Source organism: Natribacillus halophilus, assembly GCF_900100185.1.
In the GTDB taxonomy this organism is placed as follows: Bacteria; Bacillota; Bacilli; order Bacillales; family Marinococcaceae; genus Natribacillus; species Natribacillus halophilus.
This window is the reverse complement of the sequence record NZ_FNEN01000030.1, coordinates 1-15,318: the sequence shown is the minus strand read 5'-3', so window position 1 is coordinate 15,318 and position 15,318 is coordinate 1. Positions and strand designations below refer to the sequence as shown.

General features: G+C 39.7%; 20 protein-coding genes. 16 read left to right on the top strand and 4 right to left on the bottom strand.

Annotated elements, in window-relative coordinates:
- Positions 1 to 93: 93 nt before the first annotated feature.
- Positions 94 to 288, bottom strand: coding sequence for a hypothetical protein (locus BLS58_RS16540; protein WP_090400182.1), 195 nt, complete (start codon positions 286 to 288; stop codon positions 94 to 96).
- Between the two features lie 303 nt (positions 289 to 591).
- Here BLS58_RS16540 and BLS58_RS16535 point away from each other — a divergent pair, with 303 nt between their 5' ends.
- From BLS58_RS16535 to BLS58_RS16480, 12 genes are all read left to right on the top strand, one after another.
- Entirely contained in the window at positions 592 to 906 is a 315-nt protein-coding gene (locus BLS58_RS16535; RefSeq protein WP_090400180.1) for a YfzA family protein, read from the top strand.
- 313 nt (positions 907 to 1,219) lie between these two features.
- A complete protein-coding gene (locus BLS58_RS16530) occupies positions 1,220 to 1,600 on the top strand; it encodes a GntR family transcriptional regulator (protein ID WP_090400178.1) in 381 nt (126 codons plus the stop codon).
- A complete protein-coding gene (locus BLS58_RS16525; RefSeq protein WP_090400177.1) occupies positions 1,600 to 2,466 on the top strand; it encodes an ABC transporter ATP-binding protein in 867 nt (288 codons plus the stop codon). Before BLS58_RS16530 ends, BLS58_RS16525 begins: the two co-directional genes overlap by 1 nt.
- Positions 2,459 to 3,070 carry an ABC-2 transporter permease gene (locus tag BLS58_RS16520; RefSeq protein ID WP_176764829.1) on the top strand — a complete coding sequence of 204 codons (612 nt, stop codon included), beginning with the start codon at positions 2,459 to 2,461 and terminating at the stop codon, positions 3,068 to 3,070. Before BLS58_RS16525 ends, BLS58_RS16520 begins: the two co-directional genes overlap by 8 nt.
- A 34-nt stretch (positions 3,071 to 3,104) precedes the next feature.
- A complete protein-coding gene (locus tag BLS58_RS16515) occupies positions 3,105 to 3,395 on the top strand; it encodes a YfzA family protein (RefSeq protein ID WP_090400173.1) in 291 nt (96 codons plus the stop codon).
- Between the two features lie 46 nt (positions 3,396 to 3,441).
- Positions 3,442 to 4,299, top strand: a complete 858-nt coding sequence (locus BLS58_RS16510) for an ABC transporter ATP-binding protein (RefSeq protein ID WP_090400171.1) — start codon at positions 3,442 to 3,444, stop codon at positions 4,297 to 4,299.
- Positions 4,296 to 4,955, top strand: coding sequence for an ABC-2 transporter permease (locus BLS58_RS16505; RefSeq protein ID WP_090400169.1), 660 nt, complete (start codon positions 4,296 to 4,298; stop codon positions 4,953 to 4,955). Before BLS58_RS16510 ends, BLS58_RS16505 begins: the two co-directional genes overlap by 4 nt.
- 269 nt (positions 4,956 to 5,224) lie before the next feature.
- Entirely contained in the window at positions 5,225 to 5,608 is a 384-nt protein-coding gene (locus BLS58_RS16500) for a GntR family transcriptional regulator (protein WP_090400166.1), read from the top strand.
- Positions 5,605 to 6,483: an ABC transporter ATP-binding protein gene (locus tag BLS58_RS16495; RefSeq protein ID WP_090400164.1), complete on the top strand. Its 879-nt coding sequence runs from the start codon at positions 5,605 to 5,607 to the stop codon at positions 6,481 to 6,483. Before BLS58_RS16500 ends, BLS58_RS16495 begins: the two co-directional genes overlap by 4 nt.
- Positions 6,473 to 7,495, top strand: coding sequence for an ABC-2 transporter permease (locus BLS58_RS16490; RefSeq protein ID WP_090400162.1), 1,023 nt, complete (start codon positions 6,473 to 6,475; stop codon positions 7,493 to 7,495). The genes BLS58_RS16495 and BLS58_RS16490 overlap by 11 nt, the downstream gene beginning before the upstream one ends.
- A 108-nt stretch (positions 7,496 to 7,603) precedes the next feature.
- Entirely contained in the window at positions 7,604 to 8,326 is a 723-nt protein-coding gene (locus BLS58_RS16485; RefSeq protein ID WP_090400160.1) for a response regulator, read from the top strand.
- A 304-nt stretch (positions 8,327 to 8,630) separates the two neighbouring features.
- Positions 8,631 to 9,020 (top strand): hypothetical protein, encoded by a 390-nt coding sequence (locus BLS58_RS16480; RefSeq protein WP_090400158.1) that lies wholly within the window; start codon positions 8,631 to 8,633, stop codon positions 9,018 to 9,020.
- Positions 9,021 to 9,623: 603 nt separating this feature from the next.
- Here the strand turns inward: BLS58_RS16480 and BLS58_RS17315 are convergent.
- Both BLS58_RS17315 and BLS58_RS16475 read right to left on the bottom strand, forming a co-directional pair.
- The gene (locus BLS58_RS17315; protein ID WP_143018950.1) at positions 9,624 to 9,893 is read right to left on the bottom strand and encodes a hypothetical protein; all 270 of its coding nucleotides are present in this window, start codon (positions 9,891 to 9,893) and stop codon (positions 9,624 to 9,626) included.
- Positions 9,871 to 10,788 (bottom strand): AraC family transcriptional regulator, encoded by a 918-nt coding sequence (locus tag BLS58_RS16475; protein WP_090400157.1) that lies wholly within the window; start codon positions 10,786 to 10,788, stop codon positions 9,871 to 9,873. Before BLS58_RS16475 ends, BLS58_RS17315 begins: the two co-directional genes overlap by 23 nt.
- Positions 10,789 to 11,046: 258 nt before the next feature.
- On the opposite strand from BLS58_RS16475, the gene BLS58_RS16470 reads away from it, so the two are divergent.
- The 3 genes from BLS58_RS16470 to BLS58_RS16460 are packed head-to-tail and all read left to right on the top strand — an operon-like array spanning position 11,047 to position 13,247.
- Positions 11,047 to 12,030 (top strand): aldo/keto reductase, encoded by a 984-nt coding sequence (locus BLS58_RS16470; RefSeq protein WP_090400155.1) that lies wholly within the window; start codon positions 11,047 to 11,049, stop codon positions 12,028 to 12,030.
- Between the two features lie 26 nt (positions 12,031 to 12,056).
- The gene (locus BLS58_RS16465) at positions 12,057 to 12,908 is read left to right on the top strand and encodes an aldo/keto reductase (RefSeq protein WP_090400153.1); all 852 of its coding nucleotides are present in this window, start codon (positions 12,057 to 12,059) and stop codon (positions 12,906 to 12,908) included.
- Positions 12,909 to 12,920: 12 nt separating this feature from the next.
- A complete protein-coding gene (locus BLS58_RS16460) occupies positions 12,921 to 13,247 on the top strand; it encodes a flavodoxin family protein (protein ID WP_090400151.1) in 327 nt (108 codons plus the stop codon).
- A 1,022-nt stretch (positions 13,248 to 14,269) separates the two neighbouring features.
- Here the strand turns inward: BLS58_RS16460 and BLS58_RS17755 are convergent.
- A complete protein-coding gene (locus tag BLS58_RS17755) occupies positions 14,270 to 14,446 on the bottom strand; it encodes a hypothetical protein (RefSeq protein ID WP_176764826.1) in 177 nt (58 codons plus the stop codon).
- Between the two features lie 121 nt (positions 14,447 to 14,567).
- On the opposite strand from BLS58_RS17755, the gene BLS58_RS16450 reads away from it, so the two are divergent.
- Positions 14,568 to 15,318, top strand: a 751-nt coding sequence (locus BLS58_RS16450; RefSeq protein ID WP_143018949.1) for a histidine kinase dimerization/phospho-acceptor domain-containing protein, incomplete at its 3' end; no start/stop codon positions are given.

Below are 15,318 nucleotides of genomic sequence, written 5' to 3'. Positions count from 1 at the left end.
CACCAATTTTATCGATAATCAAATTTCGAAAAGTGCTTTTTCCACTACCGTTATTACCCGCAAATACAAAGAATATTGGTTGATGCGTATGCATTAGGCTTCACCATCATTATTGAATGGAACAATGTGGCCATTAGGAAATTCTTTAACAAGCTTTCCGTTTTTTTCATATATAATATATGTCTTATTTGCTTTGGCATCAATTCTTGCTCGCTCACCGGTCATCTTAGCCCATTTGTCGACCCATCCATATTTTCGTTTGGATTCATTATTTTGTTGCTTCAACATAAGAATCACCGCCTATTTTTAATTATATCAGATTGTTGGTTTAATTATAATATCAGTTGTTTCCACATTGTTATTTTCATACTAACTGAATAGGACAAGACTGTTCCGCAAACGAGCGCTTTTGTTGAATAAGTTGTACCAGAAAAAGGTCATTTACGGGCTGGTTGAAAAAGATGTCTATGGCAGGAAAGATCTCACTATTTTCTGGATATATCATACTGGCAGGGGCGTTTTATGTAATTATTAGTTGGCAGTATATTAGTTTTTAATTTCTCAAAAATTTCGGGAAGGAAAGTGATTCAGATGACAGAAACACAAAATAAGAGTCGTCCTAATCGAATAAGAAGTTGGATAATTAAACTCGGCGGATTTTTCACCATACTATTGATTTTTTTCGCCCTTGATGGAACATTCTTAGAACCAAACTTAAATGATTCGAACAATATAGCAGGTAGGGCAGCAACCTGGCTTGAAGGATCCAGCATGTTTAATCAGTGGTTTTCTCCATTTAGTTTTTCATTTTTTAATTTGGCTACTATGGTTATAGCCAGTGGTTTACTTGTAAGAGCAGTGGAGGAGATCTTTTCCATCAAAAGAATCAAAGAACGTCAAGGTTAACCTAATTCAAATTTAAATCACGACAGAAACTTTAGATTTTATAAAACAAACGAGACGCTTTTGCGGAATAAACATGGCGTTTTGATTGGCTTATTGAGCCATATTATTGGGTAACTGTATAGACAACCAATGATATTTGATTAGCCAAAGTGTACAAAATGAATATCTGAAAAAATGCAGAATGACATTAACCCAATTGATCTCGGGTTAATGTCTTTTTTAAGTGCGAACCACAAAAGTTCTTGACATTTGTTTTTATTGTGTATAGTATATTATATACAATAAAAACAAATGTAACATTAAAGAGGTTGCTATGAACATCATTATCTCGAATAGTTCAACTGATCCGATATATCAACAAATAAAGGATCAGATCAAACAAAGCATTCTAAGGGATGAAATTAAAGAAGGTGAACCACTTCCTTCTATGCGCCGGCTTGCTCAAGATCTTCGGATCAGTGTGATCACGACAAAAAGAGCCTATGAAGAACTGGAAAAGGAAGGATTTATCACCTCTTTTGTCGGGAAGGGTTCATTCGTTGCCGGTCAAAATAGTGACCTTATCCAGGAAAAACGCCTAAGGATGATCGAAGATCGTCTTTCAGATCTTGTAATGGAAAGTAGAAAATTAGATATCACCTTGGAGCAATTAAAGGAAATGCTTGAAATGCTGTATGAGGGGGATGAAGAATAATGAAGGATGCAATTACTCTGCATAATGTTAATAAAGCATTTAACGGATTTGCACTCAACAATGTTTCGTTTTCGGTAAAAAAAGGGTTTATTACAGGCTTTATTGGTCCGAATGGTTCGGGTAAAACGACCACGATCAAATTGATTATGAACATCATCCGCCAAGATTCCGGCACTTTAAGGCTGTTTGGCTTGGATAACGAGGAGTATTCGAAGGAAGTGAAGCAACGCATCGGCTTTGTCTATGCTGAAAACCACTTTTATGAGCATCTAACTGTTGAAAAAATGAAGCAAGTGATTGCACCATTTTATACACAATGGGATGACGGTGTATTTGCGTATTATATGGATTATTTTAACCTTCCTTGGCGGAAAAAGATTAAACATTTATCGACGGGGATGGTAACGAAACTCTCATTGGCGATGGCTCTGTCCCATCATGCCGAATTAATTATTATGGATGAACCGACATCTGGCTTGGATCCCATTGTTCGCAGGGAGATTCTCGATATTCTAAGTGAAGTGATACAAGATGAAAATAAAGCGATCTTTTTTTCCACCCACATTACCACCGATCTGGAACAAATCGCTGATTACATCACCTTCCTTTATAATGGTGAGATAATTTTCAGCGATAGAAAAGATATGATCAAGGAACAATATTACATTGTTAAAGGTGCAAATGAATTATTGGACGCGGACATACGGACGATGTTTATTCAATTACGCGAAACCTCTACCGGTTTTGAAGGATTAACAGTTGAACCGAAAAAAGTCCGGACAATGATGGGGGATTATGTGGTTATGGAGTCCGCTTTATTGGAAGATATCATGGTTTATACAGCGAGGAAGGATCAATATGTCTAATTTACTTTTAAAAGAATGGCATGTAAATATGTCCAGTATTGTTATCGGCATTGCTTTACTAATTGTGGCTTCTGTACTCATCGCCGATGAAAAAATCCCCATGTTTTACGCCATTCTCATCGGGTGTGTCTATCTTTTTTCCACTGGTTCTACTGATACGACAAACAAAAGTGACCTACTAATCAATAGTCTGCCTGTAAAACCAAAGGAAATTGTCGCGTCAAAATATGTGTTTTCCTTATTATTTGGGTTGGCTGCAGTCATAGTGGTAGCTGTTATCAATGCCTTTCTTCCCTTTCTTGAGGGAAACAGAGTCGTAGAACTGGCCATAGGTATTTCAGCCATTGGTTTGTTTACTGCGGTATATTTTCCACTGTTCTACTTGATAGGCCCTAGATTTGTCACGTATGGTTTAGTGGCATTTTTTATTCTGTGGTTTGCTGTTTTTCCCATAATCTTCAACATAGGTGCCGAGAATAACTTTTGGGGATTGGCTGAGTTTTCACCGGTACAACTTTCCCTTTCAATTCTCGGATTGACAACTGTCATCCTTATTCTATCATGGTATATTTCAGGTTGGCTCTATCAGAATAAACAACTATAGGGATATCACTTAAATCACGTACGGAGGGCTATTAATGACGAAAAGTGCAGGTTCGTTAGTAAGGGATATTTTTTTATCGATTCTAACTGTTGTCGTTGTTATACTTGTATTCTTTCTCGTTGATATATCTCCGTGGGAACCAAATCGAAGCGAAAGCGAAAATCTTTTTGGAAATTTATTTGAGTTACTCCCTGATGGACTATTTACAGAAACATTTGCACCATACGACATGGTTGAATTTAACGTCGTGACAGCTCTAGTCGTCATAGGTGTGGGCATGAGCATTGTCTGGCAGGTCCTTTCATGGGCATTTTGGAAGAGATAACTAGTAAGGTTATCAAACTACTTTTACTCTAAGGAGAATGTATAATATGTCGTCTATTTTAGAAGTAGATCATTTGAATAAACAATACTCGGAATCTGATTTTGCATTGAAGGATGTCTCTTTTTCTATTCCATACGGTTCCATTGTTGGTTTTATCGGAGAAAATGGAGCCGGAAAATCAACCACGATGGGATCCATCTTGGGCACACTTCATAAAGATGGTGGCTCCGTCAAGATTTTTGGGGAAGAAATGAACGTGGAAAAGTTAGACATTAAAGAAAATATTGGCGTTGTTTTTGATAACATACATCTTCCCGAAGCCCTAACCGTTTTGAAATTAGGAAACGTGTTTAATAATATTTATGAGCAATGGGATCAAGAAACGTTTGACCATTATATCGACTTGTTTTCGTTGCCAAGAAAAAAGAAAATCAGCGGATTTTCCCGTGGTATGTCGATGAAACTTTCGGTTGCGATAGCTTTATCCCATAACGCTGATTTGTTGATTTTGGATGAAGCGACCGCAGGTCTTGATCCAACTGGAAGAGACGAATTGTTGGACGTTTTGCGAGCGTTTGGCAAAGACCAAGATCACGGCATTTTATTATCGTCCCACATTACGAGCGACATTGAAAAAATCGCGGATGACTTGATTTTTATTAAAGATGGAACAATCCTTTTAAACGTCAATAAAAAGGAATTAATGAAGCAATATGCCATTTTACAATGCGATAAAAATGAGTTTGTCCACATTGATCAGAACTTGGTGATCACGCATAGAAAAAAGGGGAGTGACATCGATGTACTCGTCTCGGACCGGGAACAAGTACCTGCTTCGATTAAGAAAAAAGACTTTTCCATCGATGATATTACGCTTTTGCTCATGCGAGGTGAAAAAGTATGAAAGGTCTCATTTTAAATCAATATTATGCTATTGGTAATAGCGTGCGTAATTATTTCGTGCTTAGTATTTTTCTGGCAGCAGTTTTTCTTTTTACCCAAAATGAATGGTTGTTGACGTTCGCAGCATTTGTACCGATTATTTTTATGGTGTCTCCTGCCCTTGAAGTACTCAAACACGAATCGAAGTCAGGATGGAATAAATTTGTACTGACACTGCCATTAAAAAGAAGTCATGTTGTGAAAAGCCACTATCTGTTCTTTATTATGCTCATGTTCATTGGTTTATTTATAGTGATCGGTGTTTTTGTCGTGGCTGAGCTTCTATTAGAAAATATATTAGTAGAACAGGCTATCTACTGGATGATGAACGGTGTTGGTGTTGCCTTTGTTTTAGGTTTTATCGCGTATCCACTGACGTACCTCTTAGGGTCGGAAAAATCGGATATGATACTTATGGTTAGTGTTATCGCAGGTGTAGGGCTGTTTTTTCTTAGTAGTTGGTTGTATGAACAGATTTTGATCAATGTGTCACCGTATGTGTTGCAAGGGCTGAATCATGATATGCTGTTTTCTGCTGGATTTTTAGTTATTACCTTGGTACTTTTTATTGTTTCCTATGTTATCGCTCTTCAAGTTTATAAAAGAAAAGAATTCTAAGTTATTTTGGAATTTTGGTGGTGAATGATGGTTTAAATATACTATTCCATTGTGCCACAAACGAGCGCTTTAATGGAATAAAAATTGCACTCGTTATTGGTTTGTTGGACCATATCATTGAATAAAAAGGTGCCAAATTATTACATTGCACTTTGTAAATCTCAGCCGTTTCGGCTGAGATTTTTCATTGACATATCAATTCGTCTTTTTTATACTCATTGTATTAGTTGAACTAGTACATATAGACAATACCCGAGGGGAGGGAAGTTATGCTAACGATCGATGCGAGGAGCACGGAGCCGATTTATCGCCAGATTATCAATCAAATTAAGGAACAAGTGGCTCGCGGTATTTTAAAAGTTGATGACAGAATTCCAACTGTCCGTGAATTATCATCCCAGATCGTTGTCAACCCGAATACGGTCAGTAAAGCTTATCAGCAGTTGGAAAGGGAAGGCATCATCGTCACCATGCGCGGGAGGGGAACGTTTATTACCGAGTATATACCGGACGAAATTTCTACAAAAGCCATAGAACAAGTTAGAACCCAAATCAAACAAATCGTTCTTGAAGGATACTACGCCGGCATTGAAAAAGAAGTCATGCAGGACTGGGTCGAATGTTACTACAATCAGCTTGGGGGAAAGTCATGATACAAGTGCAAAACGTTTCGAAAACGATGGGAAACCAAAACGTGTTGAAAGATATTACATTTACCGTGGGAAAAGGAACGATCACCGGAATTATCGGACGAAATGGTGCTGGGAAAACCACATTGTTAAAAACCATGGTAACGATTGTAGATCCCGATAACGGAACTGTTTCCATAAATGATCGTGATGTATTCGCTGATTCGAAAGCGAAAGAATCCATTCTATTTGTTGCCGATAGTGTGGAAGCTTTGAAAAATTACTCAACGACAGCTATTGCCTCATTATATGCAGATATTTATCCGCATTTTGATCATGATTATTTTCAGGCATTAATGCATCGGTTTGAAATGCCAAGCACGAAAAAGATCAAACAATATTCCAAAGGCCGAAAAGCGTTGTTCTCGCTCATCCTTGCTTTCGCGACCAGGCCTGATTTTGTGTTACTTGATGAGCCCACAGACGGCCTCGACGTCGTTGTCAAAAAAGAAATCATGCGTTTTATGGTTGATGAAGTGGCAAAAGGGGATATCTCCATTGTTATAGCCACCCACCGGCTCGATGAATTAGAAGCATTGGCCGATCAAATTTTAGTTATCAACCAAGGAGAAATCACGGAAACATTCCAGCTGGATCACTTGCAGGAAAGATTTAAAAAATGGCAAGTTGTCTATCGGGAACATATGCCGGACTTCCTCTTAAATCACCTTCACATTTTGCAACAATCGGGACGGGTATACACATGCCTCGGGGAAGGAGATCTTGACGATTTGGAAAGCCAATTGAAGGAAACGGAACCCTTATTATATGAGGAATTGCCGTTAAGCCTTGAAGATCTATTCGTAGCTAAGCTGGGGAGTGAGCGAATTGCTGAATAAAGCGTTGATGAGAAAAGATTTGAAATCATCGTCCATGCTCTTATTTATTTTAACACTATTCTTTGTTGGTCTATATCCATTGAGAACGATCATGGAACTTGATCATTTACGGTTGTTAGAGTCAGGGTCAGGTGTTTCACAGGTATTCTCTAACCAAATGAATACCTTTGTAGAGAATATTTTTTCAGGGAACGAAATATCGGTGTTGGCGATCATAGGCATCGTTGTATTGGCAGGTATGCTCATCGGATCAGAACGTAATACACGTCGTCATGAGTTCAGTCTTTCACTTCCCTTTACCAGGAAAAACCTGTTTATCACAAAAGCAAGCATTGGCATCGGTGCCATTACGGTGATCGTAAGTGTTAATATTCTTCTTTCCTATCTCATTATATGGATATCGGAATATAGCGATGCGCTTACGAATTTCAACCTAGTCGAAATGTTCTTTGTACCATTATTGGCTTATTTAGCCATCTTTGCCTTCACCCTTTTCATCGGGAGTATATCCGGTGAAATGATCTCACAGATTGTGCTAAGTTTGATTTTCTTGATATTTCCTTATGGTTTTCTCATTTTAGCAAGTGTGCTCATGACAACACACGGTTTTGCGGCTCGTTTGAACGCTGCCCTTTGGGATGATTGGCTTGTAAACATAGTATTACCTTTCCATGTCATGGAATTAGGTGGGCCGGAAAGCTCAGTCATCTTTCAGCTAGCTGTTTCTGTCATTATTCTAATTGTAAGCTTGCTGATTGGAACCAAATTGTATGAAAAAGGAAAAAGTGAGCATAATGGTGAATTTCTGCTGTTTTCACATTTGAAGCCTATATTTTTAATTGGGATTGTCGGTTGTTTCGCCATGCTTGGAGGTATGATCTTCAGGGTATTCGGTGACCCCGCTGGGGCAATCATTCCTTTTTACTGGTTGGGAGCGCTTATCATTGGAGGATTAGCTTTCTTGATCACAAAACGTCTATTGCAAATGAATGTAACGATGCAAAATAATTAAGAAGCATCCCTGTATCACAAAACTGGATACGAGACTAAATACAGACAAAAGAATGACGCATTAGATTGCATAATGTAAAATGTTAGGCAATCACTTAATAATGAAAGGATGAGCCATATGGTTGCAAGAGAAAAAATTAAACTTGTACTCATAGATGATCATCAGTTGTTTCGGGAAGGAGTTAAACAGATTCTCGAGACGGATCATGAGCTTGAGGTTGCTGCCGAAGGAAAAGGCGAAGACGAAGAGGAAGCAACACAGCTCGTTTTCCAATATCAGCCGGATGTTGTTTTATTGAACGTCGATACACCCGGCTTTAACAGTGTTGAGGCTATCCGCAATCTCGTGACTCGCAATCCCGAGGTTAAGGTGTTGATTCTTTCTATTCATGATGATGAATCGTACGTAACGCATGTTTTAAAATTGGGAGCTGCCGGTTATATGTTAAAGGACATGGAAGCCGATACCCTGATCGAGGCGGTTAAAGTGGTCGGTTCCGGTGGCGCCTATATTCATCCGAAAGTGACGTATAATTTAATTCAGGCATATCGTCGGCTGGCCTCCGAAGATGAGGAGCCATCCAGAGCTTCGGAATTGGGATATAAGGAAGTGGAATACCGTAAACCTTTGCATATTATGACGCGCAGAGAATGTGATGTCTTACAGCTTATGACTGATGGTTACAGTAACCGGATGATCGGGGAAGATCTCGTTATCAGTGAAAAAACTGTTAAAAACCACACGTATAAAGTTTTGCAAAAGATGAACGTCAATGATCGTACCCAAGCGGTTGTTGAGTCTCTAAAAAAAGGCTGGGTGAAACTCCGGTGACTTTATATTAAGGTGCGCATGCATTCCGAATCCCAAAGGGATCTGATAACTTTGATTTGGTATTATTCATTCTTTTATTGTTTTCAGTAAAGTGGTAACGATTTATACCGCAAACGGGCGCGTTTGTTGAATAACAAGAAATGTGCTTTCCTCGGGAATAGGGCCATTATGGTGCATATATTTATGAGGAAAATATGCTAACTGACATGGATTTTGTAGAGAAAATTATATAAAATTTGTTATTAGAGAAACCGCTAAGATGTTACAATATACGAAAAACTTAAAAATACAGGGAGGGTCATTAGTGAAAATTATTATAAGCGCTGTATTGTTATTGGGATTAGGTTCAACTGCTTTGGCTTTTACTCTCCAATCCGACACTCAATCTGATGCTAACGATTACGTTGAACATCAAGAACAGTTGATGGAAGACAGCGATGTAGTTGAATTTGAAAAAGTTGAGGAAGGAATATACGAAGCCGCAGGCGGGGCATTTGAAATCATTGTTGATGAAAATCACAGTGTACAAAGCGAGGATGATCTTCTCACGCAAGAAGAATTTGATGATGAAATTCAAAATTATATAGACGAACAAGAAAGGTTAGCAAATCCTGATAGTTGGATGACGAATGAAGGTACTGAAATCGAATATCACCCCTGGGGATATGATCATGAGGTTCCGATAAATAAATGATCAAAGAGAGACTAACAAAATTTATCAAGTATGGGCGCCTTAATAGCATCCTTTTGCTCCATTAAAGAGCGCTTATGCGGAATAAAAGTAAGCTTCCTGTCTTGCGGAAAAGGGGTAGAGTGAAAGGGAGTGGTCATCGTCGGAAACTCACGCTAGAAATATTTCTTATGTAATTTTAGGGTTGCTAATTTTACATTATCTTCTATTCCGAACAATCGTTTATCAGCATCCGCTAAACTCACAAGGAAGATATGCTTCACGTTTGCTAACTTCGCAGCCATAACCACATTATACTGTTGGTTTAGCGTTCTACGTTGTCTAAAGAAGGAGAGGACACTACTAAAAGCTTTCTATACCAGTAAAAGCTTCTTTTAGTGAGTCCATATCATTATAGTTACCCACTCTAAGTTCGACACCTTTATTAAATAGATGATCAGCTCGTTTTTTATCTCTAACCATTGCAACAATTTGTTCGGCAGAAACGTGTTTTTTATTCAACAAGAGGTCAATTGTTAAGCTGCCTTAGTTACCAGTAGCACCAGTCACTAAAATTTTCTCCATTATCTCACCTCATAAATAGGGTTAACTGAATAGGATGCGTATTCATGTTCCCACAATTCTTGAGCATTTGCTCGGTCTTCCTCTTTCTGTAATTGATGCTTCTGTAAATCGTGCATTAATTGGCGGTGCAACTTTCCGAATGGATTTTTTCGTTTTTGATTCTTTTATTATATAGCTATTGGATAGAATACTCTGAGTGTTAGTGCCAGTAATTGTTGAAGATGACGATCTTCCTGATTTAGGTGGTATTAATGGTATTTTTGAAATGTCCGCTGAGCAAGGGAAATCATCACTCGTTTGCTGTTTTCTCATATTGCCTCCTCAGACGCTTTATATCTTCTCTAGGCGGAAAACCAAACATGCGGGAATACTCTCTGCTAAACTGGGATGGACTTTCGTAGCCAACTTGAAATGCGACGTCTGTGGCATCTGTTGACTCGATTAATAACAGACGTCGGGCTTCCTGTAGTCTCAATTGCTTTTGAAGTTGAATAGGGCTCATGGCCGTCACCTCTTTAAAATGCCTATGAAGTGAAGAAACACTCATATTCGCTTTCTCCGCAAGTTCCTCTATCCGGTAAGACCTGTCAAAGTTGTTCATGATGTGCTCGATAACATTTCTGATACGATAAGTACTGCTTCCTTCTATCGCAATTTGTTTGAGCGTATTTCCATTCATTCCTTGCAGAAGTCGATAGAGAATTTCCTTCTTAAACAAAGGAGCAAGTACTGGGATATCCTGTGGATTGTCCAGTAAACGAGCCAAGCGAAGAACCGCATCCAACAAAGTTGGTTCCATATGACTGACAAACATTCCTCGTTTCGCATTTTCTTTTGGGTTGATGCTGATTTCGGAATCACTTAAAACGTCCAGAATCTGCTCCGGCGTAAATTCAAGTTTAAAACCCAAATAAGGAACATCGGCTGAGGCTTCCGTCACTTGAGCAGTAACCGGCAAGTCAACGGATGCAACGAGGTAATCGGTAGGACTATACTTGAAAAGCTCTTCGGCAAGCCATACATCCTTAGCTCCTTGAACGACAAGACATAACGAAGGCTTGTAATTGCCGTAACTTGGCCCAATCTTCGTAGATTGACGCATGAAAAATAAAGACGGAATCGCAGTCTCGTTAACACCATCTCCGGGTATGTTAGACTCAATGAGTTTGGCAAGCTCATTTTGTTTTGGATATATGAGTTCAGACATAAGATCCTCCTTGTTCTATCCCTGGTCATCCTCCATTATAATGCATTTCAATCTGTTACATAAGCGCTGGTGAGAGGATTAGGCAATCTTTTGAAAGGAATGAGATAACGGTTCCTTATTCTTTTGCTTCATAATAATGATGTGGATGGCGCATGATGTATAAGGGATGGGTATTACAACCGAGAAAAATAAAATAATCTTTCGGTACTTTACATGGCAATTGTCTATTTCCAATGATGATGTGAAAGGAGTGATAGCATGCAAAAGCGTCAATTAGGAAAAAGTGGCCTGGAAGTTTCTGCTATTGGTCTCGGTTGTATGGGAATGAGTCATGGGTATGGCCCGCCTTCAGATAAAAAAGAGATGATTTCACTGATGCATGAGGCGATTGACCGCGGTGTAACTTTTTTCGACACTGCTGAAGTGTATGGTCCTTATGCAAATGAAGAGTTGGTGGGAGAAGCACTCGCCCCATTCAAGGGTAAGGTAACCATTGCGACTAAATTTGGTCTGCAAATGGAAAATGGCAATCAAATAGTTAACAGTCGGCCAGAGCAAATTAGACAATCGGTAGAAGGCTCTCTTAAACGTCTTCAGGTAGATACGATTGATCTTTACTATCAACATCGTGTAGATCCTGATGTACCTACCGAGGAAGTGGCAGGAGTCGTACAAGACCTCATCAAGGAAGGTAAGGTCAAGTATTGGGGGCTTTCTGAAGCAGGGGTGGATACGATTCGTCGTGCACATGCGGTTGAGCCTCTCACTGCCATTCAAAGCGAGTACTCCATGATGTGGAGGAAGCCTGAGGAAGAACTGCTGCCTACGCTTGAAGAACTGGGAATCGGCTTTGTTCCGTTCAGCCCGCTGGGCAAGGGCTTCCTTACCGGAAAAATCGATAAGAATACGACATTCGATAGCTCCGACTTCCGCAACAATTTTCCTCGTTTCAAACCGGAGAATCTCGAAGCCAATCAGGATTTGATCGAACTGATAGAGAGGATGGCTGCAGGTAAAAATGCAAAGCCTACTCAAATCGCACTTGCATGGGTGCTTGCTCAAAAGCCATGGATCGTTCCCATTCCCGGCACGCGCAAATTGGAGCGTCTGGAAGAAAACCTCGGCGCAGCGGAAGTTGAACTGACTCCAGAGGAACTAGGTGAATTGAACGACGCACTTTCAAAGATCGACATTGCGGGAGATCGCTATCCGGCTGAATACGCCAATAGAGTGGGTAAATAACCAACATTTTTAAGGAGGAATTTTTTATGCAAACAGTAAAATTGAACAACGGTGTCGAGATGCCGATATTAGGTTTTGGCGTGTTTCAGATTCCAGATGAACAAGAATGTGAACAAGCCGTTTATGATGCTATTATGGCAGGCTATCGTCACATCGATACTGCTGCTTCTTATCTAAATGAAGAAGCAGTTGGCAGAGCGATCAGGCGAAGCGGTGTGCCAAGAGAAGAATTATTTATCACGACCAAACTCTGGGTTCAGGATGCGGGTTTTGAGAACACAAAGAAAGCATTCGCTCATTCATTAGAAAGATTGCAATTGGATTATCTAGATTTGTATTTAATTCACCAACCATTTGGTGATGTACACGGTTCCTGGCGTGCGATGGAGGAATTGTACCGTGAAGGGAAAGCAAAAGCCATTGGCGTGAGCAACTTTCATGAGGATCGTCTGATTGATTTGATCATTCATAATGAAGTAACGCCTGCTGTCAACCAAGTGGAAACACACCCATTCCACCAACAAACAGAAAATGCTGCATTCATGAACGAAAATAATGTTCAGATAGAATCTTGGGGACCGTTTGCTGAAGGAAAAAATAATATGTTCCAGAACGAGACGTTAGTATCCATTGGTGAAAAGTATAATAAATCCGTTGCTCAGGTGATTTTACGCTGGTTGACTCAAAGAGGTGTCATTGCCATTCCAAAGTCTGTTCATAAAGAAAGAATCATCGAGAACTTCAATATATTTGATTTTGAATTAACTCAAGAAGACATGGACAAGATTACTGCATTAGATCAAAAAGAAACGTTTTTCTTCTCACACCGTGACCCGGAAATGGTAAAAGCAATCGGTACCCGACAGCTAGATATTTAGGAGGAACGATTTATTTATTTTCCTCCATTAGCGACGCAAACTCCTGATTTAAGTCAATATGATACGGTCTTTTTGGGATATCCTATTTGGAGTATGACCATCGCTAATCCAATTGCCCGCTTTTTAGAAGATAATAGCGAGGAACTTAGCGGAACATCGATTGCCGCTTTTTCAACGAATGCAGGCTATGGGGATGGAAGTTCTGTTGATCGAATTACGGAATTGAGCCCGGATAGTACGATCCTTGAGAATTATACCGTTCAGGACGAAGAAGCGATGGATTCGCAAGATGATGTGGAAGCTTGGCTGGAACAATTAGGATTAATGGGAGAGGAATAAGGGAACAGCAGTTTAAAACACCTTTCTTAATAGGGAGGTGTTTTTTCTGACCATTTTTTTTAGCACAAAGAGACGTAGATGCGGTGCAGTTCAAACATCAGAAATCATTATGTTAAATATCTTTGTTTTGGCATTACCTTGTATAACCCCTTTGCAACTTGGCTGGTTAGTCGCAATGATCCTTATAAAACAAAAATAATTCAAGAAACAACTGTTCAATAATAGAGGCGCGTTTGTTGAATAGTGACTGTTGAAACGTTGTCCGTTTTTTGCCCGCTTTGTTTTGAATTTAAGTGAAATGCTTTGAATAGCCATTAAAAAAACCCTTATTTATTAAGGGTTTAGGGTTGAGGTTGACTCTTTTTGAAAGTCTAAATTAATTGCATGGAAATGGAAGGGTCGATCGAGTGTTAATACAGATGTATGCTTTTTCATTAAACAATAAACCCGAATGATTAGAAATAAAGTTACATGATCATTCGTCTCTACTTTTTGTAAGTTGTGTTCCTTAGGTGTTCCACAATAGGTGTTATGAATACGCAATAAATATAACTGAGTTTAATAAAAACACTGATTAAACAGGAAAAAGTAATAAAAGGGACGCTTTCACAGCATTGAGGGCCTAGTGGTAGTAAAATACCGTGTGGGTTCAAGTCCCACCGACCGCACCAACATAAAGATTTACACACCAACACTTCGAGCGTGTTGGTGTTTTTTCGTTTGGTGATAAAAATGTCGTTCGATGAGTGTCCGTGTTCCACCTGTGTTCCACCTTATTGCCGATTGTTTAACTCGAGTTCAACAGTCGCTAGGCAAACAAAATCCCGCAGATGGCATAGGAATGCCGGTTTGCAGGATTTTTGGACATAGGTGGCGTGTAACTATGTTTTAGCCCGAATGTCGAAAACTTTGGGAGGGGCCTCAATCCCTAGTGTGCGTAGGGTTTGATATAATAAAAATATTCCGTAAACGGTGAGAAAGTTACGACGAGCATATAGAGCTACTGATAAAAAGTCCTCGTTTTATTCCGAGGACTTTTCGTGTTCTTCTTTATATTTTCGAACGAGGTTTCGTGTGATTTCTTTCTCTTCTTCGGTGTCTTTTCCGCGACCGTCGGCATATGAGCCTTTTAATTCAACGTCAATGTGTTGCTCATCAGGATCGACAGGAGTCATAGATCGATGTTTGGTTCTGCTCATCCAGATCACTCTCCTTTATTATAGTATACATTAATCAGTTTTTCTGAAGCAACATCGTTACTAACCATGCGATCTTTGCCGATATGTTCGCCGCCATATCGCTCATAGTGGCGATGATGATTTGCCTGACGAAGAGATCGAACATGTTCTGGCAGGCGGACAATATCATGGCGTGTTCGAGCAATCCGCCGGTTTGTTTGTCACTGGGTTTTTTAATAATGTGTTGGAAAATACCATAGGAGTCCCAGTTGAAACGGCGGAAGGGACTACGGCGATGTTTATCCGCCCCGATCATGAACAGCAACTTGGGGAGTTTCGATTTTTTCTCGCCCTTTTACTCGTACTTACAGTCATTTTCAGCTTTCTTTTCGTTGCCCTGACGGCTCGGCGGATCGTCAAACCAGTGACATCTTTAACAGAAGCGACGAAAAAAATCTCCGATGGATCCTTTGATATTGATCTCAACGTAAGGCGCAAGGATGAAATCGGACAACTGGCGAAACACTTTACATCCATGAGCAAGGATCTTCGCCAACTTGAGGCGATGCGTCAAGAATTCGTTTCTAATGTGTCGCATGAAATCCAGTCCCCGTTATCAACGATCCGGGGGATCACTCAGACGTTACAACAATCCGAATTAGACGAGGACCAGAAGGAAAAGTATATCAATATTATAGAAAAAGAGAGCGGCCGGCTAGCCTCTTTGAGCAGACAACTACTCACCCTTGCGTCCCTGGATAATGAAGATAAAATTGTAAAAGAGCAACCTGTGGATGTTCAGCAACAAGTCAAAGAAATCATCCAAACACTTCGCTTTGAATGGCAGGAAAAGGCGTTATACATTGAGATTGAAGGCAAAGCAGAACATGTCC

Excerpts from the sequence above, each read along its gene's own strand:
- BLS58_RS17755 (WP_176764826.1), bottom strand. The coding sequence starts at position 14,446 with ATGAGCAGAACCAAACATCGATCTATGACTCCTGTCGATCCTGATGAG.
- BLS58_RS16520 (WP_176764829.1), top strand. The coding sequence starts at position 2,459 with ATGTCTAATTTACTTTTAAAAGAATGGCATGTAAATATGTCCAGTATT.
- BLS58_RS16525 (WP_090400177.1), top strand. The coding sequence starts at position 1,600 with ATGAAGGATGCAATTACTCTGCATAATGTTAATAAAGCATTTAACGGA.
- BLS58_RS16475 (WP_090400157.1), bottom strand. The coding sequence starts at position 10,788 with ATGTCTGAACTCATATATCCAAAACAAAATGAGCTTGCCAAACTCATT.
- BLS58_RS16515 (WP_090400173.1), top strand. The coding sequence starts at position 3,105 with ATGACGAAAAGTGCAGGTTCGTTAGTAAGGGATATTTTTTTATCGATT.
- BLS58_RS16485 (WP_090400160.1), top strand. The coding sequence starts at position 7,604 with ATGAGCCATATGGTTGCAAGAGAAAAAATTAAACTTGTACTCATAGAT.
- BLS58_RS17315 (WP_143018950.1), bottom strand. The coding sequence starts at position 9,893 with ATGAGAAAACAGCAAACGAGTGATGATTTCCCTTGCTCAGCGGACATT.
- BLS58_RS16540 (WP_090400182.1), bottom strand. The coding sequence starts at position 288 with ATGTTGAAGCAACAAAATAATGAATCCAAACGAAAATATGGATGGGTC.
- BLS58_RS16510 (WP_090400171.1), top strand. The coding sequence starts at position 3,442 with ATGTCGTCTATTTTAGAAGTAGATCATTTGAATAAACAATACTCGGAA.
- BLS58_RS16530 (WP_090400178.1), top strand. The coding sequence starts at position 1,220 with ATGAACATCATTATCTCGAATAGTTCAACTGATCCGATATATCAACAA.
- BLS58_RS16465 (WP_090400153.1), top strand. The coding sequence starts at position 12,057 with ATGCAAACAGTAAAATTGAACAACGGTGTCGAGATGCCGATATTAGGT.
- BLS58_RS16495 (WP_090400164.1), top strand. The coding sequence starts at position 5,605 with ATGATACAAGTGCAAAACGTTTCGAAAACGATGGGAAACCAAAACGTG.
- BLS58_RS16535 (WP_090400180.1), top strand. The coding sequence starts at position 592 with ATGACAGAAACACAAAATAAGAGTCGTCCTAATCGAATAAGAAGTTGG.
- BLS58_RS16470 (WP_090400155.1), top strand. The coding sequence starts at position 11,047 with ATGCAAAAGCGTCAATTAGGAAAAAGTGGCCTGGAAGTTTCTGCTATT.
- BLS58_RS16500 (WP_090400166.1), top strand. The coding sequence starts at position 5,225 with ATGCTAACGATCGATGCGAGGAGCACGGAGCCGATTTATCGCCAGATT.
- BLS58_RS16505 (WP_090400169.1), top strand. The coding sequence starts at position 4,296 with ATGAAAGGTCTCATTTTAAATCAATATTATGCTATTGGTAATAGCGTG.